The organism is Streptomyces sp. NPDC048106, assembly GCF_040706415.1.
GTDB lineage: Bacteria > Actinomycetota > Actinomycetes > Streptomycetales > Streptomycetaceae > Streptomyces.
The window spans coordinates 38,621-59,713 of sequence record NZ_JBEZND010000030.1 but is presented as its reverse complement, the minus strand read 5'-3'; the positions used below and the strand labels follow the sequence as shown (position 1 = coordinate 59,713).

General features: G+C 71.6%; 13 protein-coding genes and 1 pseudogene. 5 read left to right on the top strand and 9 right to left on the bottom strand.

The features are described from left to right. The first annotated feature begins 100 nt into the window (after positions 1–100). Positions 101–286 (top strand): hypothetical protein, encoded by a 186-nt coding sequence (locus tag AB0927_RS27180; RefSeq protein ID WP_366670345.1) that lies wholly within the window; start codon positions 101–103, stop codon positions 284–286. A 140-nt stretch (positions 287–426) separates the two neighbouring features. On the opposite strand, the gene AB0927_RS27175 is transcribed toward AB0927_RS27180, so the two are convergent. Beyond that, the gene (locus AB0927_RS27175) at positions 427–1,011 is read right to left on the bottom strand and encodes an isochorismatase family protein (protein ID WP_366670344.1); all 585 of its coding nucleotides are present in this window, start codon (positions 1,009–1,011) and stop codon (positions 427–429) included. 114 nt (positions 1,012–1,125) lie between these two features. Continuing rightward, on the bottom strand, positions 1,126–1,563 hold the full coding sequence (locus AB0927_RS27170; protein ID WP_366670343.1) for a MarR family transcriptional regulator: 438 nt from the start codon (positions 1,561–1,563) through the stop codon (positions 1,126–1,128). Between the two features lie 194 nt (positions 1,564–1,757). On the opposite strand from AB0927_RS27170, the gene AB0927_RS27165 reads away from it, so the two are divergent. From AB0927_RS27165 to AB0927_RS27155, 3 genes and pseudogenes are all read left to right on the top strand, one after another. After that, positions 1,758–4,784, top strand: coding sequence for an FAD-linked oxidase C-terminal domain-containing protein (locus AB0927_RS27165; protein ID WP_366670391.1), 3,027 nt, complete (start codon positions 1,758–1,760; stop codon positions 4,782–4,784). Between the two features lie 10 nt (positions 4,785–4,794). Continuing rightward, a pseudogene (locus AB0927_RS27160) lies at positions 4,795–5,894 on the top strand (enolase C-terminal domain-like protein). 28 nt (positions 5,895–5,922) lie between these two features. Then, complete coding sequence (locus tag AB0927_RS27155) at positions 5,923–6,951, top strand: SDR family oxidoreductase (RefSeq protein ID WP_366670342.1); 1,029 nt, start codon at positions 5,923–5,925, stop codon at positions 6,949–6,951. Between the two features lie 22 nt (positions 6,952–6,973). On the opposite strand, the gene AB0927_RS27150 is transcribed toward AB0927_RS27155, so the two are convergent. Both AB0927_RS27150 and AB0927_RS27145 read right to left on the bottom strand, forming a co-directional pair. Then, positions 6,974–7,570: a TetR family transcriptional regulator gene (locus AB0927_RS27150; RefSeq protein WP_366670341.1), complete on the bottom strand. Its 597-nt coding sequence runs from the start codon at positions 7,568–7,570 to the stop codon at positions 6,974–6,976. Continuing rightward, entirely contained in the window at positions 7,567–9,177 is a 1,611-nt protein-coding gene (locus AB0927_RS27145) for an MFS transporter (protein ID WP_366670340.1), read from the bottom strand. Before AB0927_RS27145 ends, AB0927_RS27150 begins: the two co-directional genes overlap by 4 nt. 191 nt (positions 9,178–9,368) lie before the next feature. Between AB0927_RS27145 and AB0927_RS27140 the strand changes: the two genes are divergently transcribed. Continuing rightward, a complete protein-coding gene (locus AB0927_RS27140; RefSeq protein WP_366670339.1) occupies positions 9,369–9,890 on the top strand; it encodes an SgcJ/EcaC family oxidoreductase in 522 nt (173 codons plus the stop codon). Here AB0927_RS27140 and AB0927_RS27135 read toward each other — a convergent pair. The 5 genes from AB0927_RS27135 to txtE all read right to left on the bottom strand — a co-directional run bounded on the left by AB0927_RS27135 (position 9,887) and on the right by txtE (position 21,059). Beyond that, positions 9,887–11,116 carry an MFS transporter gene (locus tag AB0927_RS27135; RefSeq protein ID WP_366670338.1) on the bottom strand — a complete coding sequence of 410 codons (1,230 nt, stop codon included), beginning with the start codon at positions 11,114–11,116 and terminating at the stop codon, positions 9,887–9,889. The two genes, AB0927_RS27140 and AB0927_RS27135, sit on opposite strands and share 4 nt — an antisense overlap. Positions 11,117–11,249: 133 nt before the next feature. Then, positions 11,250–17,480: an amino acid adenylation domain-containing protein gene (locus tag AB0927_RS27130; RefSeq protein WP_366670337.1), complete on the bottom strand. Its 6,231-nt coding sequence runs from the start codon at positions 17,478–17,480 to the stop codon at positions 11,250–11,252. Positions 17,481–17,607: 127 nt separating this feature from the next. Continuing rightward, positions 17,608–18,615 carry a class I SAM-dependent methyltransferase gene (locus AB0927_RS27125; protein WP_366670336.1) on the bottom strand — a complete coding sequence of 336 codons (1,008 nt, stop codon included), beginning with the start codon at positions 18,613–18,615 and terminating at the stop codon, positions 17,608–17,610. Positions 18,616–18,641: 26 nt separating this feature from the next. After that, positions 18,642–19,820 (bottom strand): nitric oxide synthase oxygenase, encoded by a 1,179-nt coding sequence (locus tag AB0927_RS27120; RefSeq protein ID WP_366670335.1) that lies wholly within the window; start codon positions 19,818–19,820, stop codon positions 18,642–18,644. Positions 19,821–19,838: 18 nt separating this feature from the next. Further along, positions 19,839–21,059: a 4-nitrotryptophan synthase gene (gene txtE, locus AB0927_RS27115; protein ID WP_366670334.1), complete on the bottom strand. Its 1,221-nt coding sequence runs from the start codon at positions 21,057–21,059 to the stop codon at positions 19,839–19,841. Between the last annotated feature and the right edge of the window lie 34 nt (positions 21,060–21,093).

Sequence of the window (21,093 nt, the reverse complement as noted above, 5' to 3'; positions counted from 1 at the left end):
CCGCGCCGGGCGGATATCAGGGCGGGATGGTTCACCGCAGGCCCGCGGGGCCGCGGCCATGGTCCCGCCGACCGCACCAGCAGAGGGTGGAGGACACGACGTGATCGCGCAGACGACCGGGAAACCGGGCATACCGGAGGCCGAGACCGGGTGGGCGCAGGCGCACAGCCGACGGGACCGGGGGGTGCGTACCTGCCTTCCCGCCGTCCTGGACCGCACCGGGGCCCGGCAGCGGGGGGAGCGGGGGGAACGCACCGAGGACATCATCGTGCGCGGCGAGGACTGAGCGGAACGGCTCCGGCTCGCGCCCCCGGGAACGGACCTCGCGCGCCCCGGAAAACCGGCCTCGCGCCCCGGACAACCGGAACGGCCCGGCCCCTCGCACAGGCGAGGGAACCGGGCCGCCGCGATGACCGGCCCCCGTACTCAGCCGTGCGTCTTGGCCAGCAGTTCCAGGATCTCCGCCGTCGTGCCGGTCTCGCCCAGCTTCGGGAAGATCTTCTCGACGCTGTGCGCGTGCGTCGCCGCGTCACGGTCGGCCATCGCGTCGGTGGCCAGGGTGACGTGGTAGCCCATGGCGTAGGCGTCCCGCGCGGTGGACTCGACGCCGATGCTGGTGGCGATGCCGGTCAGCACGATCTGGGTGACGCCGCGGCGGCGCAGCTGCACGTCCAGATCGGTGCCGAACAGGGCGCTCCAGTTGTGCTTGGTGACCTGGATGTCGCCGGGGTGGCCGGTCAGCTCGTCGACGATGACGTCCCAACCCTCCGGGAAGGCCGCGCCGCCGCCCTGCTGCTCGGTGCGGCCGGGCATCGCGTCGGAGAAGTCGGCGGCGAAGGACACCCGGACCAGGACGACGGGCAGGTTCCGGGCGCGGAACGCCTCGGCCAGCTCCACCGAGCGGGACAGCACGTCGGCGCCCGAGTGCGGCTGGGTGGGGGAGCCCACGATGCCGTGCTGGAGGTCGATGACGACGAGGGCGGTACGGGGGTCGAGCGTGGTGAGCGACATGAGTCGGTCAGGCCTTTCGAGGGGTTGTTCAGGGGTTTTCAGGAGAGAGGCGGCCGGAAGAGGGGAGACGGGGAAACGGCCGTGCGGGGGCGCGGTACGGGGTGAGCCGCGCCGTCACGGCCGCGACAGCCGCTGCATCAGCTCCAGCGCCACCAGGATCGTCTGCCGCTCCTCGTCGCTGTACCGGTCCTGGAAGGCGCGCGCCAGCCACTCCTCGCGCACCTGCTTGTTGCCCTCGACGCGGGCCCGGCCGGCGTCGGTGAGGGTGACCAGCTGGCGGCGGCCGTCGTCCGGGTCGGGGGCGCGGCGGATCAGATCGTGCTGCTCCAGGGCGGCCAGCGTGGTGGCCATGGACTGCGGGCGCACCCCCTCCGCGGCGGCCAGCGCGCTCGCGGTGGCCGCGCCGTGCTTGCCGACCAGGCTCAGCGCCGACTCCTGCGACGGAGTCAGGTCCGCGTCCTGGGCGACCTCACGGATGCGGCGCCGCAGCCGGCTGAACGCCACCCGCAGGTCGCGCGCCGCCCGGACGGCCGCGTCGGAGATGTCTTCCATGCCGGCCACCCTAGGTCCGTCAGGAGCGACTGTCCAGCCGGAACTGTTCAGCTTTGCCTGAACAACTCGCGGGTACTCGGCACGCGGCCCGGAAGGCAGCCGGAGGGCCCGCCCGGGCAGGCGGTCCGGGAAGGCGGTCCGGCGGACACGAGGAGCACGGGATGATCCCTGGTGACGTGGGCGGCGTCGGCGTCATGGCCGACCTGGCCGCTCTGGCGGCGGCACTGCGAGCGGAGGTGGACGGCGAGATCCGCTTCGACGCGGGCAGCCGCGGCGCCTATTCCACCGACGGCTCCAACTACCGGCAGGTACCTCTCGGCGTCGTCGTCCCCCGCACCGTGGAGGCGGGCGCCCGCGCGGTCTCGGTGTGCGCGCGCTTCGCCGTCCCCGTCCTGTCCCGGGGCGGCGGCACCAGCCTGGCCGGGCAGTCCACCAACACCGCGGTGGTGATCGACTGGAGCAAGTACTGCACCGGTCTGATCACCGTGGACGCCGAGCGGCGCACCTGTGTGGTGGAGCCCGGGATCGTCCTGGACGAACTCAACGGGCAACTCGCCCGCCACCACCTCCAGTTCGGCCCCAAGCCGTCCACCCACAGCCACTGCGCCCTCGGCGGCATGATCGGCAACAACTCCTGCGGGGCCTCCGCACAGGCCTACGGCAAGACCGTCGACAACGTCCGGCGCCTGGAGATCCTCACCTACGACGGCCAGCGCGCCTGGGTCGGCCCCACCCCGCCCGCCGAGCGGGACCGGATCATCGCCGGCGGCGGCCGGCTCGCCGACATCTACGCCGGCCTCGACCGCATCGCCACCGACTACCTGGCCGACATCCGCCGCGGCTACCCGAAGATCCCGCGCCGCGTCTCCGGCTACAACCTCGACTCCCTGCTGCCCGAGAACGGCTTCGACGTGGCCAAGGCGCTCGTCGGCAGCGAGGGCACCCTGGTGACCGTACTGCGCGCCGAACTCGACCTCGTGCCCGTGCCGCCGTACCAGTCGCTGCTCGTCCTCGGCTACGAGGACATCTGCGCCGCCGCCGACGACGTCCCCCGCCTCCTGGAGCACTGCTCGCCCAGCCAACTGGAGGCCCTGGACGGGCGCATGGCCCAGCTGATGCGCGAGGAGGGCGCCTACCTCGACTCCCTCAACGTCCTTCCCGAGGGCGACAGCTGGCTGATGGTGCAGTACAGCGGCCACAGCCAGGAGGACGTCGACGAGCAGGCGCACGCCCTGCTGCGCGCCGTCGGCCGCGACGAGAAGGCCGGGGACGTCGCCTTCTCCGACGACCCCGAGCGCGAGCAGAAGATGCTCAAGGCCCGCGAGGCCGGACTCGGCGTCACCGCGCGCCCGCCGGACGACCGGGAGACCTGGGAGGGCTGGGAGGACTCCGCGGTACCGCCCGAGCGCCTCGGCGACTATCTGCGCGACCTCAAGGGGCTGTTCGAGGAGTTCGACTACGACCACCCGTCCCTGTACGGCCACTTCGGACAGGGCTGTGTGCACACCCGCATCCCCTTCGGCCTCAGGACCGCCGAGGGGGTGGCCGACTTCCGCCGCTTCGTGGAGCGTGCCGCCGACCTCGTGGCCTCCTACGGCGGTTCGCTGTCCGGCGAGCACGGCGACGGGCAGGCCCGGGGCGAGCTGCTGACCCGGATGTTCGGCGAACGCCTGGTCACCGCCTTCGGCGAGCTGAAGGCCCTCTTCGATCCGGACGACCGGATGAACCCGGGCAAGATCGTCCGACCCCAGCCGGTCGACGGGCAGTTGCGCCTCGGCACCGGCTGGCGGCCGGACACCCCCGACACCCACTTCGGCTTCCCCGAGGACGAACACTCCTTCAACCGCGCGGTGCTGCGCTGCGTCGGCATCGGCAACTGCCGCAGCCACTCGGGCGGGGTGATGTGCCCCTCGTACCGGGCCACCCGGGAGGAGGAGCACTCCACGCGCGGCCGGGCCCGGCTGCTGTTCGAGATGCTCAACGGGCACGCCGACTCCGCCGTCCAGGACGGCTGGCGCTCCACCGCCGTACACGACGCCCTCGACCTGTGCCTGGCCTGCAAGGGCTGCAAGTCCGACTGCCCGACCGGCGTCGACATGGCCACCCTCAAGGCCGAGTTCCTCGCCCACCACTACGCCGGCCGCCTCCGGCCCGCCGCGCACTACGCCCTGGGCTGGCTCCCGCTCTGGGCCCGGCTGTCCCGCGTCGCGCCGTCGCTGGTCAACTCCGTGCTGCACGCGCCCGGTCTGGCCCGCGCGGGCAAGCTGCTGGCCGGGGTGGACGGGGCCCGCCAGGCGCCCGTGTTCGCCGAGGAGTCCTTCGTGCAGTGGTGGCGGGCCCGTGCCGGCGAGCGGCCGGACTCCGCCGACCCGCGCACGGTCCTGCTGTGGCCGGACACCTTCACCAGCTACTTCCACCCCGCGATCGCGCGTGCGGCGGTCCGCGTCCTGGAGGACGCCGGCTTCCGGGTCGCCGTCCCCACCGAGCCGGTGTGCTGCGGCCTGACCTGGATCTCCACCGGTCAACTAGCCACCGCCAAACGGGTGTTGCGCCGCACCCTCGACGTGCTCGCGCCCTACCTGGAGGCCGGCACCCCGGTGATCGGGCTCGAACCCTCCTGCACCGCCGTCTTCCGCGCCGACGCCCCCGAACTGCTCCCCGGCGACCAGGACGTCGAGCGCCTCGCCGGGCAGTTCCGCACCTTCGCCGAACAGCTCGTCCACCACGCCCCGGACGACTGGCGACCGCCCGGGCTCGCCCGGCAGGCCGTCGTACAGACCCACTGCCACCAGCACGCCATCATGAAGTACGACGCCGACCGCACCCTCATGAGCCGGGCCCACCTCGACGCCGACGTCCTCGACGAGGGCTGCTGCGGGCTCGCCGGGAACTTCGGCTTCGAACGCGGCCACCACGAGGTCTCGATGGCCGTCGCCGAACAGGGCGTCCTGCCCGCCGTGCGGGGCGCCGCCCCCGACAGCCTCGTCCTCGCCGACGGCTTCAGCTGCCGTACCCAGATCGAGGAGGGCGGCACCGGCCGCCGCGCGCTGCACCTCGCCGAGGTCCTGGCGTTCGCCCTCGACGGCAACCTGCCCAGCGACCACCCCGAGCGCCTGGCCGACCGCCCCTCCCCGCCATCCCGCGCGGCCCGCTGGGCGACGGCCGCCGCCCTGCCCGCGGGCGCCGCGCTCGGCCTGCGCCTGCTGCGGCGCCGCGCCTGAGGAGCCCCGCATGAGCGACCTGCCGGCCATCGACGCGCTCGACACCGCCGTCTACACCGTGCCCACCGACACCCCCGAGGCGGACGGCACCCTCGCCTGGGACAGCACCACCCTCGTCCTGGTCACCGCCCGCTGCGGCACCACCACCGGGCTCGGCTACACCCCGCCACCGCCCACCTGGTCCGCGAACTGCTCACCGGCACCGTCACCGGCCGCCCGGCCCTCGACGTGCCGCGCGTAAACGAGGAGATGCTCCGGGCCGTGCGCAACGCCGGACTGCCCGGCGTGGCCGCCCAGGCGATCTCCGCCGTCGACCTCGCCCTGTGGGACCTCAAGTCCCGCCTCCTCGGCCTGCCCCTCGTCCGGCTGCTCGGCGCCGCCCGCGACGAGGTACCGGTCTACGGCAGCGGCGGCTTCACCACCTACGACGCCGAGCGGCAGGACCGCCAACTGCGCGCGTGGACACAGGAGTCGGGCATCCCCCGCGTGAAGATCAAGATCGGGGAGTCCTGGGGGCACCGCATCGACCGCGACCTCGCACGCGTCGCCCGCGCACGGGCGAGCATCGGCGCCGGCGCGGAGCTGTACGTGGACGCCAACGGCGCCTACACCGGCGGCCAGGCCCGTCGTATCGCCGCCCCGCTCGCCGACTCGGGGGTGACGTGGTTCGAGGAACCCGTCTCCTCCGACCACCTCACCACCCTCGCCGACCTGCGCCACCGGCTCCCGATGGACGTCACGGCCGGTGAATACGGTTACACGCTCCCGTACTTCGCGCACCTGATCGCCGCCGGGGCCGTCGACTGCCTCCAGGCCGACGTCACCCGGTGCGGCGGCATCACCGTCTGGCTGCGCGCCGCCGCGCTCGCCCACGCGCACGGCATCGACATCTCCGGCCACTGCGCGCCGGGCGCCCACGCCCACGCGGCCGCCGCGGTGCCCAACCTGCGCCACCTGGAGTGGTTCCACGACCATGTCCGCATCGAGCGGCTGCTCTTCGACGGGGTCCTCGACCCGGGCGGCGGCAGCATTTCCCCGGGCGCCGACGGGGCACCCGGACTGGGCCTCACCCTCGCGAAGGAGCGGGCGGAGCCGTACCGAGTGGAGTGAACCCATCGGAAGGGAAAGGGAGTCGATCATGCCTACGACCGTCGTCATCACCGGGGCCGGTGCCGGGATCGGCCGCGCCACCGCCCGCCGTTACGGCCGGCGCGGGGCCCATGTCGTCCTGGTCGCGCGCGGCGAGGGCGGCCTTCGGGCGGCCGCCGACGAGGTCGCGGCGCTCGGCGGCCGCGCCCTGGTGCGGCCCGCCGACATGGCCGACCCGGCCCAGGCGGAGGCCGTCGCGGAGGCGGCCGAGCGGGAGTTCGGGCCGATCGACGTCTGGATCAACTGCGCCTTCGCCTCCGTGTTCGCGCCCTTCGACCAGATCACCCCGGACGAGTACCGGCGCATCACCGAGGTGACCTACCTCGGCTTCGTCAACGGCACCCGCGCCGCGCTCGCCCGGATGCTGCCGCGCGACCGGGGCACCATCGTGCAGGTCGGCTCCGCGCTCGGGGAACGCTCGATCCCGCTCCAGTCGGCGTACTGCGGCGCCAAGCACGCCATCAACGGTTTCACCTCGTCCGTGCGCACCGAACTCCTGCACCGCGGCAGCCGGGTGCGCATCACGCTCGCCCAGATGCCCGCCGTCAACACCCCGCAGTTCGACTGGGTCCGCTCCCGGCTGGACCGGCACCCGATGCCGGTCCCGCCGATCTACCAGCCGGAAGTCGCCGCCCGCGGAGTCGTGTACGCCGCCGACCACCCCCGCCGCAAGCAGTACTACATCGGTGCCTCCACCGTCGCCACCATCTGGGCCAACCGCCTCTTCCCGGCCCTGCTCGACCGCTACCTGGCCCGCACCGGCTACGACTCACAGCAGACCAACCGCGTCCCGGCCACCGGCGAGGACAACCTCTTCGCCCCGCTCGACCGCGACCGGGCCGATGACCGGGGGGCCCACGGCGCCTTCGACGACAGCGCCCACGCCCACTCCCTGCAGGAGGCCGTGCTGCGCCACCCCGTCACCACGGCCGTCGGCGCCGGAGCCGCCACCCTCGCCGCCGTCACCGGCATCCGCCGGGTGCGGCGCTTCGGCGCGGCGGTCGTCGGTTCACGGTGAGCGCGGGGGCGAGGGCGCCCGCTCACCCGGGCTCGGCCGGCTTCTCGCGCGGCCCGGAACGCCCGGTCAGCGTGTCGAGCAGCAGCCCGGCCACGTCCGCCGCGTCGGCGCCGCCGAGCTCGTCGAAGGCGCCGGAGCGGTGGCCGAGGGCGACGCCGACCACCGCGGCCACCACCAGCTCGGCCCGCAGCCGCGGCCGGTCCACTCCCTCCTGGGCGAAACGCCTGGTCAGCGGCTCCACCAGCCGGGCGTGCAGGGCGTCCTTGGTGGCCTGCTGCGCGGCCTCGTCCCGCAGCGGCTCGAAGGCCACCTGGAGCAGCGGCACCGGACCGCGGCGTTCCACGCGTTCCAGGATGTCGAGCAGGCGCTCCGGATCCAGCACGTCCCCGACCGCCTCGCCCCGCTCCGCCTCCAGGGCGTGGAGGTAGAGCCGGGTCTTGCTGCCGAAGTAGCGGGCGATCAGCGCGGGGTCCACACCGGCCCGCTCGCCGATGTCCCGGATGGTGGTCCGGTCGAAGCCCCGCTCGGAGAACAGGTCGGTCGCCGCCCGCAGCAGTGCCTCCCGCGTGCGCCCGGCGTCGCGCCGCCGCCCGGCGGCCCCGGACGTCTCGGCGGTCACCGGTGGGTTCCCGGGCGGCCGGCGGCGTCCTGCTGGGCGGCGCTCCGCCCGGCACCGGCGCTGTCCCGTCCGGCCTCGGGGACGAACTGGTCGGCGTCGGCCGGGAGCGGCGGTTCGGCGGTGTCGGTCTCGGCCGCCTGTACGGGCTCCGCGGCGACGATGGCCGCCTCCCTGGCCTGCCCGCCCCGAGCGGCGGGCACCGTACGGCCGGCCGTGCGGCGGGCGCGCACCAGCAGCCAGGCGACCAGGGCGGTGAGCACCCAGACGCCGCCGTCCAGCAGGCCGGCCGTGCCGTAGTCGCGGTTGGGCGGCAGGGACGACGAGCCGGTCCCCGAGGTCACCACCACGGCGCTCAGCGCGCTGCCGGTCGAGTAGCCGATGTACTTCACGACCTGGTTGAAGCTCATGGCGCTGCCGGTCTCGTGCGCCGGCACCGCGCTCACGATCAGGGCCGGCATGACCGACACGGTGAAGCCGACGCCGAGCCCGATCACGCCCATGAGGACGAACATCTCCCACAGGCTGTTCCTCGCGCACACGAAGACGATCGTACCCACGAGGGAGACCACGCAGCCCAGCGGCAGCAGCGAGGCGAGCGGCACCCGCCGGACCAGGACCCGTACGACGCGGCCGGAGACCAGGCTCGCCAGCGAGAACGGCACCAGGGTCAGCCCGGTGACGACGACCGAAGCGCCGAAGCCGTAGCCGGCCGACGCGGGGGCCTGCACGTACCGGGTGACCATCGACAGCATCATGTACAGGCCGACCCCGGAGAGTACGGCGGTGACGTCGGTGGCGAGGATCGTCCGCTCCTTGACGAGGCGTACGTCCACCAGCGGGTGGTCCGTGCGCAGCTCGTGCAGGACCCACCAGACCAGGAGCAGGATCGCGACCAGGCCGGTGACCAGCAGCCGGGGCGAGCCCCAGCCCCAGCTCTCGGTCTGGCTCAGCGCGAACAGCAGACCGGCCAGGCCGATCCCGAGGAGCAGCGCGCCCGGCGTGTCCAGGCGGTGGGACGGGCGCGGCGGCGACGGCGGCAGGACGAGGGCGCAGGCGATGAGGGTCGCCGCGGCGGCGATCGCCGCGAACCAGAAGCCGGAGTGCAGCCCCAGATAGGTCGCGAACATGCCGGTCACCGGGTAGCCGAGGCCCACTCCCACGGCGGAGGTCAGCGACAGGGTGGCCACCGCGGGCCGCGCCTTCTCGGCCGGCAGGGCGTCCCGTACGGTCGCCATGGCCAGCGGGGTGAGCCCGATGCCGGCGCCCTGCATCGCACGGCCGACGATCAGCCAGGCGAAGCCCAGCGGCAGCGCGGCGAGGACGCTGCCGACGAGGACGACGGCGAGTCCGACGAGGATCACCCTGCGCCGGTGGGGCCCGTCACCGAGGCGCCCCATCGCCGGTGTGGCCACCGCTCCGACCAGCATCGTCACCGTGAGCGACCACTGGGCGCCGGCCACGGAGACGCCGTCCGCCTCCGCGATCGTGGGCACGAGCGGGGCCCCGAGGCTGCTGATGATCGCCACGAGCATCCCGAGCGAGAGCAGCACGGGGATCAGGGCGCGCTGCCGCCGGGGGGAGGGGGCGCGGTGGGATGGGGAACGCACAGGCGGCCAATCTTGTCATCGGATGATGTCATCAAGCGATGACAAAGATACTCCCCTGGGCGAGGGCGAGCTTTCCGGGCCTGGGCCCGCGCGACGAATTTCACTCGCATGCCACGTCAAGATGCCGCTTCTCCCACACGGAGGAAGGCTGGGCACGCCGGTCTGTTCGTCCACCACGCTGGAGGTTCTCGATGAAGCGCACGCGTGCCACCGGGGTCGCTCTTTTCGCCGCCGCCCTGCTGGTCAGCGGAACCGGAGCCGCGTACACCGCCGAGACGCACGCTCCGCCCTCCGCGCATTCCCCCGCGCCGGCCAACGCGGCCACCTCTCCCACGAAAGGGCAGATCGCGGCTCTGTTCCGTCAGTGGAACGCGGCATTGGCCACCGGTGACGCGCATCGCGTCGCGGACCTCTACGCTCCCGACGCCGTGCTGCTCCCGACCGCTTCCCCGTACATCCGCACCACGCGGGCCGGGATCGTCGACTACTTCGAGCATTTCCTGGAGCGCAAGCCGGTCGCCGTGATCCAGCGGCAGATCATCGACATCCTGGGCCCGACCAGTGCCGTGAACACCGGCCTGTACCGCTTCACCCTGACCGACAAGAACGGCAGCAAGACCACGCTCGACGCCCGCTACACCTTCGTCTACGAACTGCGCTCGGGCAGGTGGCTCATCCTCAACCACCATTCCTCGGTGGTTCCCAGCGCCTAGCCGGCCGGCTGTACCGCGGGAACGTTCTCCACCGCGCGCACCGACCGCGAAGCGACCATCGCGGCCGTCGCGACCACGTGTATCGTCGCGCAACCGACCAGGGTCGCGGTGATCCCCGCGGCCTGCGACACCGGGCCGACCACGAGCTGGGCCAGCGGAACCGCCGCGATCGACCCGAGCATGTCGTAGGAGTAGACCCGCGCGAGCCGCTCCGCCGGCACATGGTGCTGCAACGACGTCTCCCACGCCACGCCGAACTGCTCCAGGCACAGCCCGGCCACGAAGGCGGTGGTCATGAGCAGCCACGGCTTCGGGTGCAAGGCGAGCGCCAGCGGCAGGCCCGCGAACGCCGCCACGCACGCCACGCCGAGCAACAGCAGCCTGCGCACCCTGATCCGCAGCGCGACGAAGGCGCCGGCGACCATGCCCACGGTCTGCGCGGCCAGCACGAAGCCCCACGTCTCACGTCCGATCACGGTGTCCGCGAGGACCGGGCCGAGGACCATCGTGCCGCCCGCGTGGGCCGCGTTGACGAAGACGAACGCCACGACCACGCCCCAGACCCAGCTTCGCGAGACGAACTCGGTCCAGCCGATCCGCAGTTCGGACAGCACCCCCGGCCGGTGCTCGGCGGCGACCCCGGCCGCCGGTACCCGCACGAACGCGAAGCACAGGCCCGACACCGCGAACGACAGCGCGTCCACCCCCAGGCCCCAGCCAGGGCCGATGAACGCGATCAGCAGGCCGCCGAGCGACGCGCCGGCGATCGTCGACGAGTTCTGCCCGAGGCGCAGCAACGCGTTGGCGCGCTGCCGCTGTTCGGCGGGCACCGTCTGCGGCGTGAGCGCCGAGGAGGCGGGGAACGCGAAGGCGCTCGACATGCCGTTCACGGCCGCCAGTACGACGAACGCCGGCACGGACACCGTCCCGGTCAGCACCAGGACGGTCAGCAGCCCCTGGCTGACCGCCGACACCGCGGACGACCCCACGAGCACGAACTGTCGGGGCAGCCGGTCCGCCACGACACCGCCCCACAGCAGGAACAACAGGTTCGCGATGGAACGCGCCGCCACGACGACACCGAGCGCCGTGACCGACCGGGTCACGTCCCGTACGGCGAACACGAGCGCGATCTGCGCCATCGCGTTGCCGACCATGGTCGTCACGCGGGCACTGAGCAGCCAACGGAAAGCCGGATGCGCCAACGGCGCGAGTGATCCCCCCATGAGGGGCACCGTACCAAGTGGTCCGCTTCGGACGTCGAGTCTCAACCTGCCGCTCCATGAGCCCTGTTGGTTACCTGTGCCGCCGTTCTCGGCCTGCCTCGGGTGGGGGTCGTCACCGACCCGGACGGCCGGCTCATCCCTGCCCGCGGGGCCGCAGCCTGGGCCGAGCGGTGGCGGTCGCGCGCCTCGTCTCGTCGAGCCGGCCGGCCAGCCGGATCACCGTCGGCCCTTCGAACAGATCCGCGAGGGAAAGGTCGACGTTCAAGGCTGTCCGTATCCGGCTGACCAGTCGGGTGGCGGTCAGGGAGTGGCCGCCGAGTTCGAAGAAGTCGTCGTCGATGCCGACGCGTTCGAGCTCCAGTACGTCCGCGAAGAGGCCGCACAGGATCTCCTCCACGGGGTCGCGTGGGGCGCGGCCGGCTCCGCCGCCGAATTCGGGTGCGGGCAGTGCCGCCCGGTCGACCTTGCCGTTGACGGTGAGCGGCAGGGCGTCGAGCACGACGAACGCGGAGGGCACCATGAACTCCGGCAGCACCGCGGCGACCGCACGGCGCAGGGCTTCCACGTCCACGTCGGTGTTCTCGCCCGGTACCAGGTAGGCCACCAGGCGTTTGTCTCCGGGCCGGTCCTCGCGTACCAGGACCACGGCCTGGGCGACCGTCTTCTCGCGCAGCAGTACCGCCTCGACCTCGGCGGGTTCGATCCGGAAGCCGCGCAGTTTCACCTGTGCGTCGGCCCGGCCCATGAACTCGATCCGTCCGTCGTGGGTCCACCGCGCCAGGTCACCGGTGCGGTACATGCGCTGCCCCGCCGTACCGAACGGGTCGGCGACGAACCGCTCCGCCGTCAGACCCGCACGGCCCACGTACCCCCTCGCCAGATGCGACCCCGCCACATACAGCTCACCGACGGCACCCGGCGGGACGAGGCGCAGAGCCTCGTCCAGGATGTAGACACCGGTGTTGGCCAACGGGGTGCCGATGGGCAGTGCCCTCGGACGCCCCATCGTCCTGTCCACCCGGTGCACCAGGGCGAAGACCGTCGTCTCGGTCGGGCCGTAACCATTGTGGACAGTGATGTCCGGGCAGTGCGCGAGCACCCGGCGCACCGCCTCCGGAGAGACGACGTCCCCGCCCGCCCACACCTCCCGAACCTCGCGGAAGCCCTGCGGGTTCTCCTCGGCGAGCACGTGGAACAGACCCGCGGTCAAGAACAGCGCCGGCACCTTGCGATCGGTCAGCAACCGGCCCAGCGCGGACGAATCCAGCATCCCGGGTGGCGCCACCTCCACGCACCCGCCCTGCAACAGCGGACCCCATATCTCGATGGTCGACGCGTCGAAGGCCAACGACGAATACTGGAGCATGCGTTCGGCCACGCCGTGGCTGAACGTCTCGTCACGCACCAACTCCGCGATGTTGCGGTGCGTGTTGCCCGATCCCTTCGGCACTCCCGTCGACCCGGACGTGAACATCACGTAGGCGAGCTGATCGGGATGCACCCGCACGTCCGGCGGTGGCGTCACGGAGTCACCCGGCCGCCACCGCTCCAGCGGCGTTACCCGCAACACCGGTACCCAGTCCGGCAGTTCGGAGCCCGACACATCACGATCGGTCAGCACCAGCGCCGCCGACGCCTGCCGCAGGATGTCCTCGATCCGGGCCCTGGGATACCGGGTGTCCAGGGGGACGTAGGCCCCACCGGCCTTCAGCACCGCGAGCATCGACACCAGCGCCTCGACACCTCGGTCCTGCAACAGGGCGACCCGGGTCTCGGATCCGACCCCCGCCGTGACGAGCCGCCGGGCCAGCCGATTCGCCTGCTCCTCGAACTCCGCGAACGTCACGGTGCGCTCACCGCACACGACGGCGGGCGCGTGGGGCCGCTCGACGGCGTGCGCCCGAACGACCTCCGGCAAAGACCCCGTCCGGGCCGGCAGCTCACCACGGCCCGCTCCCGACAGCCACTGCCGCTCGCCGGATGAGAGCACGTCGATGTCGCCGATCGACCGGTCCGGCGTCTCCACCACACCGGCCATGAACCGCACGATCCGCTCACCGAACGCGCGAACGGTGGTCTCGTCGAAGATGTCGGTGGCGTAGTCGATGCCCAGATCCAGACCACCGGGCCGGGCCGCCTCCAGCCGGTGCTCCCGGAAGTTGACGGTCAGATCGAACCGGGCCACGCCGGCGGGGGTCTCCTCCGCGTCCGAGGTCAGACCTGGCATCTCCGGCCCGGGGATGACCGCGTCGGCGAGGGTGAGCATCGTCTGGAAGAGGGGGTGGCGGGAGGCAGAGCGTTCGGGGCTCAGTTCTTCGACGAGGCGTTCGAACGGCAGGTCCTGGTGGGCCCAGGCGGCCAGGTCGGCTTCCCGGACCCGGGCCAGCAGCTGCCGGAAGCTGGGATCACCGCTGGTGTCGGCGCGCAGGACCAGGGTGTTGACGAAGAACCCGACCAGCTCGTCCAGGACGACGTCGTGCCGGCCGGCGACCGGTGAGCCGAGCGGGATGTCGGTTCCGGCGCCGCTGAGAGTGAGCACCGCGGCGGTGGCCGCCTGGACGGCCATGAACAACGAGGCGTCGCATGTGCGGCACAACCGCACCAGCCGCTCGTGCACGGCGGCGTCGATGTGCAGTTCGACGCGGCCGCCCCGGTAGGTCGCCACCGGAGGCCGGGGCCGGTCGGCCGGCAGGGTCGCCTCCGGCGGCAGACCGGTCAGCGCGTCCCGCCAGTAACCGATCTGACGTGACATCGGACTGCCGGGATCTCCGGCGTCGCCGAGCAGGTCCCGTTGCCACAACGTGTAGTCGGCGTACTGCACCGGCAGCGGCGCCCACCCCGGCGCCCGCCCTGCCAACCGTGCCGCGTACGCCGCCGCCAGATCCCGCAGCAACGGCGTGTTCGACCACCCGTCAGAGGCGATGTGATGCACCACCAACGACAACACACACTCGTCCGGGCCCGTCTCCACCAACGTGGCCCGCACCGGCACCTCCCGCGCCAGGTCGAACACGTGCCGCGCCGAATCCCGCAGCACCGCCCCCGACTCGGCCTCGGACGTCACCACGACACGCAGATCCAGCTCCACCTCGGCAGGCATCAACACCCGCTGGACCGGGCCGTGTTCGGTCTCGGGAAACACAGTCCGCAGACTCTCGTGGCGCCCCACGAGATCGACCAGCGCGGCCGCCAGCGCCGTCCGGTCCACTTCCCCGCGCAACCGGATCGCCAACGGGATGTTGTAGGTCGAGCCACCCTCCAACTGCGCCAGGAACCACAACCGCTGCTGCGCGAACGACAACGGCAGGGGGTCCGGACGAGGTACCACCGGCTCCAGGACCGGCCGTACGGCCCCCTCGCCCACCGCGACCAGAGCCGCCATCCCGGCGACCGACGGGCGACTGAAGACCTCCCGCACCGTCACATCGACGCCGAACGCCGCCCGTATCCGGCTGACCAGTCGGGTGGCGGTCAGGGAGTGGCCGCCGAGTTCGAAGAAGTCGTCGTCGATGCCGACGCGTTCGAGGTCGAGTACGTCCGCGAAGAGGCCGCACAGGATCTCCTCCACGGGGTCGCGTGGGGCGCGGCCGGCTCCGCCGCCGAATTCGGGTGCGGGCAGTGCCGCCCGGTCGACCTTGCCGTTGACGGTGAGCGGCAGGGCGTCGAGCACGACGAACGCGGAGGGCACCATGAACTCCGGCAGCACCGCGGCGACCGCACGGCGCAGGGCTTCCACGTCCACGTCGGTGTTCTCACCGGGTACCAGGTAGGCCACCAGGCGTTTGTCCCCCGGCCGGTCCTCGCGTACCACGACCACGGCCTGGGCGACCGTCTTCTTGCGCAGCAGTACCGCCTCGACCTCGGCGGGTTCGATCCGGAAGCCGCGCAGTTTCACCTGCGCGTCGGCCCGGCCCATGAACTCGATCCGTCCGTCGCGGGTCCACCGCGCCAGGTCACCCGTGCGGTACATGCGCTGCCCCGCCGTACCGAACGGGTCGGCGACGAACCGCTCCGCCGTCAGACCCGCACGGCCCACGTACCCCCTCGCCAGATGCGACCCCGCCACATACAGCTCACCGACGAGGCCGGGGGCAGCAGGGGCGAGGGACTCGTCGAGGACGTAGAGCGCGGTGTTGGCCATGGGACGGCCCAGGTGGAGCGCCGCGACCGGGCGTTCCCGAGGTTCGAAGATCTGGTAGCTGCAGAAGACCGTCGTCTCCGTCGGACCGTAGACGTGGACGACGGTGGTGTCCGGGCAGGAGCCGAGGACGCGGCGCAGCGCCGCGGTCGACAGCACGTCGCCGCCGGTCCAGATCTCATGCACCGCGGCGAGGGCCTCGACGTGCTCCTGTGCCATGGCGTCGAACAGGGCGGTGGTCAGATAGAGGGCGGTGATGCCGTGCTCCGCCACCGCTCCCGCCAGGTCGCCGAGGTCGATCTTGTCGCCGGTCAGGACCGTCAGGCCACCGCCGTGCAGCAGCGGTACCCACATCTCGTAGGTCGAGGAGTCGAAGGCGGGCGGCGAGTAGGCGAGCACCCGGTGGTGCCGGGCCGCGTCCCAGCAGGGATCGAGGGCGAGTTCGGCCACGTTGCGGTGCGTGTTGGCGACGCCCTTGGGCGTACCGGTGGAGCCCGAGGTGTACATCACGTACGCCAACTGGTCCGGGTGCACGTCGACGTCCGGTGCGCCGGGGTCTCCCGCGACGGCCGCGTCGTCGCCCGCCGGAACGTCGGCCAGTGGGATGTCGCAGGTGAACGGCAGTTCGGCCGGCTGCCGGTCGGTGAGCAGCAGTGTCGCTCCGGCGTCCACGAGGATCCAGGCGAGTCGCTGCGCGGGCTGGCGCGGGTCGAGCGGCACGTATGCCGCGCCTGCCTTGAGTACGGCCAGTTCGGCGATGATCAGTTCGGCGGAGCGGCCCAGATAGAGGGCCACGTTGTCACCCGGTCTCACTCCGAGGCCGATGATGAGGTGGGCGAGCCGGTTGGCGGCCGCGTCCAGGCCGGCGTAGGTGAGAGTACGTCCCTCGCAGACGACGGCGACGGCGTCGGGCGTCCGGGCTCTCTGCTCGGTGAACAGGTCGTGCAGCGGCGCCCGCGGAAGCGGCTCGGCGGTGTCGTTGTAGTCGACGAGCAGGCGGTGGCGCAGGGATTCGCCGAGCCAGTCGATGGCGCCGACGCGCACTTCTGGGTCGGTGGCCACCGCGGCCAGGGCGCGGGTGAGCAGGTCGGCGGTGGTTCGGGCCGTGCCGGCTGCCAGCCGGTCGGCCCGGTGGACCAGTTCGACGCTGGGCGACCCGCCGTCGCGGGCGGTCCGCACGACGAGTGTGGCGGCGTGGTGCGTGGTGTCGCGCGGCCGTACGCCGACCACGGCCGGGCCGGCGGGCTCGTCGTCCCCCGGTTCGCCGAGGCCGAGCGAAGCGGGATCCCAGCGACGGGTGTCGACGACGACCGCGGTGTCGAAGACGGCGCCCGCGAGCCCCGACGCCTCCTTGAGTGTCGCGGCAGCCGCATGGCGGTGGTCGGCCAGCAGCGCGTTGCGCGCGTCGGTGCGCCGGACCACGTCGGCGAACGTGTCGTGTGGCGCGGCCGCGATCCGGACGGGAAGCTCGTCGGCGTCGCCGAGAACCGCTTCCCAGCGGTTCTTCAGCTTCATGCACACCACAGCCCAGAGGGTCTGGTAGAGCGCTTCGGGTGCGACGTCGAGACGGCCCGGAAGCGAGCCGAGACCGGGTGGGACGGGCACGGACAGCGACTCGGATCGTGGCCGCGGCTCCTGGTTCGAGACGGTCGCGGCCGAGTGGCCGAGCAGGCAGGGTTCGTCGAGGTCGCGCAGCGTTTCCCGCCAGGCGAGGTGTGTGTCGGCCTCCGCCGGCCGCCCTGCCCGCGCCTTCGCGGTCTCCGGCGACGTTCCGCGCGTCCCGCCCCGCGGGTCACCGCCGAGCAGGGCGGCGAGGGTGTCGTGGGCGGCCTGGAGGGTGAGCACCGCGCGATGGCCGGTGAGGACGAGGTGGTGACGCGTGCCTTGCCCGGTCGTCAGGACGACCAGTCGCAGCAGAGGTTCGTCACCCGTGGGGTCGAAGTCGCGTTCCCATTCCTCGTCCGCCACCCGCTGGACCGTCGCGTCGCCCTCGGCGCCCACCGCTACGTGTCGCTGGACCAGGGGCAGGCGGGCCTCGGGGCGGGCGACACGCACCGAGCCGCCCAGGGCGTCGCGGTCGAAGCGGGCGAGCAGTCCGGGACGCGCCCTGGTGATCCGGCCAGCGCGGGTGCGGAGTTCCTCCAGGTCGAGGTGACCGTCCACCGTGAGCACGACCTGCGTGGTGTCCAGGCCACGCAGGTCCCGCTCGACTTCCGCATGAAACAACAGACCCTCTTGGGCAGCCGTCACCGGCAGGGGCCTTGCGTCGTGCGGGTCTGGCATCTTGCCACCTTCTCGGAGCGTGGTTGTCTGACGGTGCGGGGCGTGCGGCGAACTGGCTGCGGGAGTCAGGTCACGCGGGTTCGAGTTCGAAGATGACCTCTCCGACCGTCATGTCGATCACATGCTTGTGCCGTATCCGCCAACCGCTTTCCGCGAACGCGGACTCCCAGTCGGCGACGGTGGGGAGGAAGGTGCCCATCATGTCGTGGGCCACCTCGAAGCCGAGGGTGAAGACGGGCAGTTCGTCGTCGGGGGTGCCGACCGTCCTCGTCGCGTCGCCGAGCAGGAAGCGCTTGACGTTGGGGAACATGTCGCGAATGCGGGCGAGGGTGGTGACGCAGCGTTCCCTCGGCCAGAAATCGTGTCCCATCATGAAGCACGTCAGCAATTCGACGTCGGTGAACTCGGGGCGCCGGTCCATTGTCCGCACGTCGGCGGTGACGAACGTCAGCCGGTCGGAAAGCCCGGCACCGACGGCGTCCGCCTCGGCCACCTTCAGGGAGTCGGCGGCGATGTCGATGCCGATCCCGCCGGCCTTCGGATGGCGTCGCAGGATCTTGATGAGCCGATCGCCGTTACCGCATCCCAGGTCGGCGACCATGGTGAAATCGAAGTCGATCCCGTCGACGGCCGACCAGAACCAGGGATCGTAGGTGAGCGCGTTGATCTCGCGGCACGCGTAGGTGACCGCCGCCGGATCCCGTGGATCGAGCTCGCCACCGCGGTTCTGGTTCTGCAGGACCAGCGGCATGCGGCGGAACAACTCCCCACTTCCCCTGGTGAGCCAGTGGAAGAACGACCGTGTCTGCTGGATTTCGGCGAAGTCCGCCGCGGGGGTCACCCTCGTGCCGTCCCTCTCCACGATCTTCACCGCGGCCAGCGCCCTGAACATCGCGAGGGTCGACGCCGGGTCCAGGTCGTTGCGGGCCGCGAACTCGTCGGCGTCCAGCACCCCCTTGTCGTGCAGCTCGTCCAGCGCGCCCAACTCCCAAGCGGCCGCGATGGCCGATGCGGCGACGGCCGAGTTGTAGAGCTGTGCCGCTGCCTTCCACGAGCGGGCCTGCTCCGCGTCGATCATTGCTGTTCTCCTGATTGCCGTGGTGGTCAGTGCGCGTGCGGGCATTGCCCCCGACTGCGAGCCCGGGCCTCGTCGTCGAGGTGGAAATTGGGGCGCTGCTCGATTTCGTCGTAGTAGCGATGGAAGACGGGCGTGATGCCGCCGGAGATCGGGGGAACGATCCAGCTCCAGTCCACCGACACCGTGCGGCCGTTGCGTTCCTCCCGGGCCAAGTGGTTGAGGAAGAGGCGGGATTCGGTGTGGTGGTCGCTGATCGTGACACCGGCGGTGGTGAAGGAATGCAGCACGGCGACGTTGAGCTCGACCAGCGCGCGATCACGCCACAGGGTGGTCTCACTGCTGGTGTCCAGACCGAGGCATTCGGCGATGGTCGGCAACAGGTTGAACCGGTCCTCGTCGACCAGGTTGCGCGCGCCGATCTCCGTGCCCATGTACCAGCCGTTGAACGGGGCCAGGGGATAGTCGATCCCTCCGATGCGCAGGCGCATGTTCGAGATCGCCGGCACGGCGTACCAGCGCAACGCCAGATGCGCGATCTGCGGATGGTCCGGGTGGGTGATGGGCACCTGACGGATCAGGTCGGACGGCAGCTCGAAGATCCGTGGCTTGTCGCCGGCGGCCTCGATGACCAACGGCAGTACGTCGAAGGGCCCTTGAGGAGCCTGCCAGCCCAGCTCGCGGACGACGTCGGTGAAGTCGACGTACGCCGCGTCACCGACGACGGTCCCGTCCTGCTGACGGTAGCCCGCGTACCTGACGAGCTGGTCGTTCCACACTCTTGCGGCAGGCCGCTTGGGGGTGTCGGGGGCGAAGACCGAGATGACCGGGCGGATGCGTCCGCCGTTCGTCGCCTGACGCAGGTGGTCACACAGGTGCCGGTGAATCTCCTCGGGCGTTGTCGCGTCCCGTCGGTCCACCACACGAAGGCTGTTCCAGTAGGCCCGGCCGATGCAGCGGCTGGAGTTGCGCCAGGCCACCCGGGCGCCGAAGGCCAGCTCCTCGGAGGTGTGCCGGTAGGTGCCCGTGGTATCGATCTCGGCGACGACCTGTCCCAGCCGCTCCGCGAACGGGACAGGTTGCCGAGGCTGCTCAGCGTGGAACTGGCGTAGGAACTCCTCCGCTTCGCCGAAGTCGGCGGTACTGCTACTCGCGACGGACGGCGTGTGCCGGTCAGGACTGCCGGCCAGGAGCGGTTCGGTATCCATGGGCTTCCTCGGGGCTCGTCAGCCCAGGCTCAACGGAAGGGACCGCAGCGACCGGAACTCGAGGTTGCTGTTCCAGTCGGGCTTGCCCGCCAGCCGGATCATCGGGAAACGCTCGAACAGGGCAACGAAGAACCACTTGATTTCGAGGCTGGCGATCTGCCGGCCGAGACATGCGTGCGGACCGAAGCCGAACGACAGGTTCTTACCGCTGTTCTTCCGGTCGAGGTCGAACGCGTCCGGGTTCTCGAAAACGCCCGGATCCCGGTTCGCCGCCCCCAGGAACAGGGCGACCCGCTGTCCCTCCTTGATGCGGACATCACGCAGTTCCACGTCCGTGCCCGCGACGCGCCAGGTGAACTGGTTCGACGCGTTGTAACGCACCACCTCGTTCGCCACGTTGTCGACGCACGCGGGGTTCTCCAGGAAACGCGTGATCTGCTCGGGGTTCGTCGCGAACGCGAGCGTGCCGCTGCCGAGGGATCCCGGCGTCGTGGGCGCGAACAGCGCGATCAGCAAGAGGACAAGCTGATGCACGGTCTGCTCCGGCGTGACCTCGGTCTGGTCCGCGAGGCCTGCCGCGAGACGGGCGATGACCGTGTCCGCGACGACCTTGCCCCGCTTCCCCTGGACGAGTTCGAGCGCGTAGGTGTGCAGGTCCGCGAGGTGTTCGAGCAGGTCGTCGAGCTCCACCGGCTGTTCCTGGGGCCCCGACCAGTAGGTCATCACCTTGTTCACGCTCGGCACCACGGTGTCGAGGTCCTCTTCGGGAACTCCGAAGGCGTGCACAGCGGCGTTCACGGGGAGCTTCTCGGCCAGCTCGGTGACGGCGTCGATGACCTTCGCGTCGTCCGGGACGCCGGCTACCAGCTCGTAGGCGACACGCTTGATGACCTGGCTGTAATGCTCGTGGGCCGCCCGCGTGAAGCCGGTGAGCGTGGACTTCCTCAGCGCGCCGTGACGCGGAGCGTCCGTGTACATCATGACGTTGCTGGTGAACCGGTGATAGATGTTGTCGGCCGGCAGCGTCCGGCCGTCGAACTTGCCGCTGAGGATCTCTTCCATGCGTTCGGCCTTGAACCGGGGGTCCTGCAGCACGCTCGCGCAGTCCTCGTGCCTCAATATGGCCCATGCGTTCAGACCCTCACACCAGTGGACCGGCTCCCGCTCCGCGAGGTCCGCGTAGACCGGGTAGGGGTTCGGGATGATCTCAGGATCCGACAGCGGTGACAGATTTCCCACGGAATGCTCCCTGTGATTCGAAACGAACGGCTGA

Coding starts and splice junctions, on each gene's coding strand:
- AB0927_RS27120 (WP_366670335.1), bottom strand. CDS start 19,820: ATGGATACCGAACCGCTCCTGGCCGGCAGTCCTGACCGGCACACGCCG.
- AB0927_RS27175 (WP_366670344.1), bottom strand. CDS start 1,011: ATGTCGCTCACCACGCTCGACCCCCGTACCGCCCTCGTCGTCATCGAC.
- AB0927_RS27135 (WP_366670338.1), bottom strand. CDS start 11,116: ATGGGGGGATCACTCGCGCCGTTGGCGCATCCGGCTTTCCGTTGGCTG.
- AB0927_RS27165 (WP_366670391.1), top strand. CDS start 1,758: ATGGCCGACCTGGCCGCTCTGGCGGCGGCACTGCGAGCGGAGGTGGAC.
- AB0927_RS27155 (WP_366670342.1), top strand. CDS start 5,923: ATGCCTACGACCGTCGTCATCACCGGGGCCGGTGCCGGGATCGGCCGC.
- AB0927_RS27170 (WP_366670343.1), bottom strand. CDS start 1,563: ATGGAAGACATCTCCGACGCGGCCGTCCGGGCGGCGCGCGACCTGCGG.
- AB0927_RS27140 (WP_366670339.1), top strand. CDS start 9,369: ATGAAGCGCACGCGTGCCACCGGGGTCGCTCTTTTCGCCGCCGCCCTG.
- AB0927_RS27125 (WP_366670336.1), bottom strand. CDS start 18,615: ATGATCGACGCGGAGCAGGCCCGCTCGTGGAAGGCAGCGGCACAGCTC.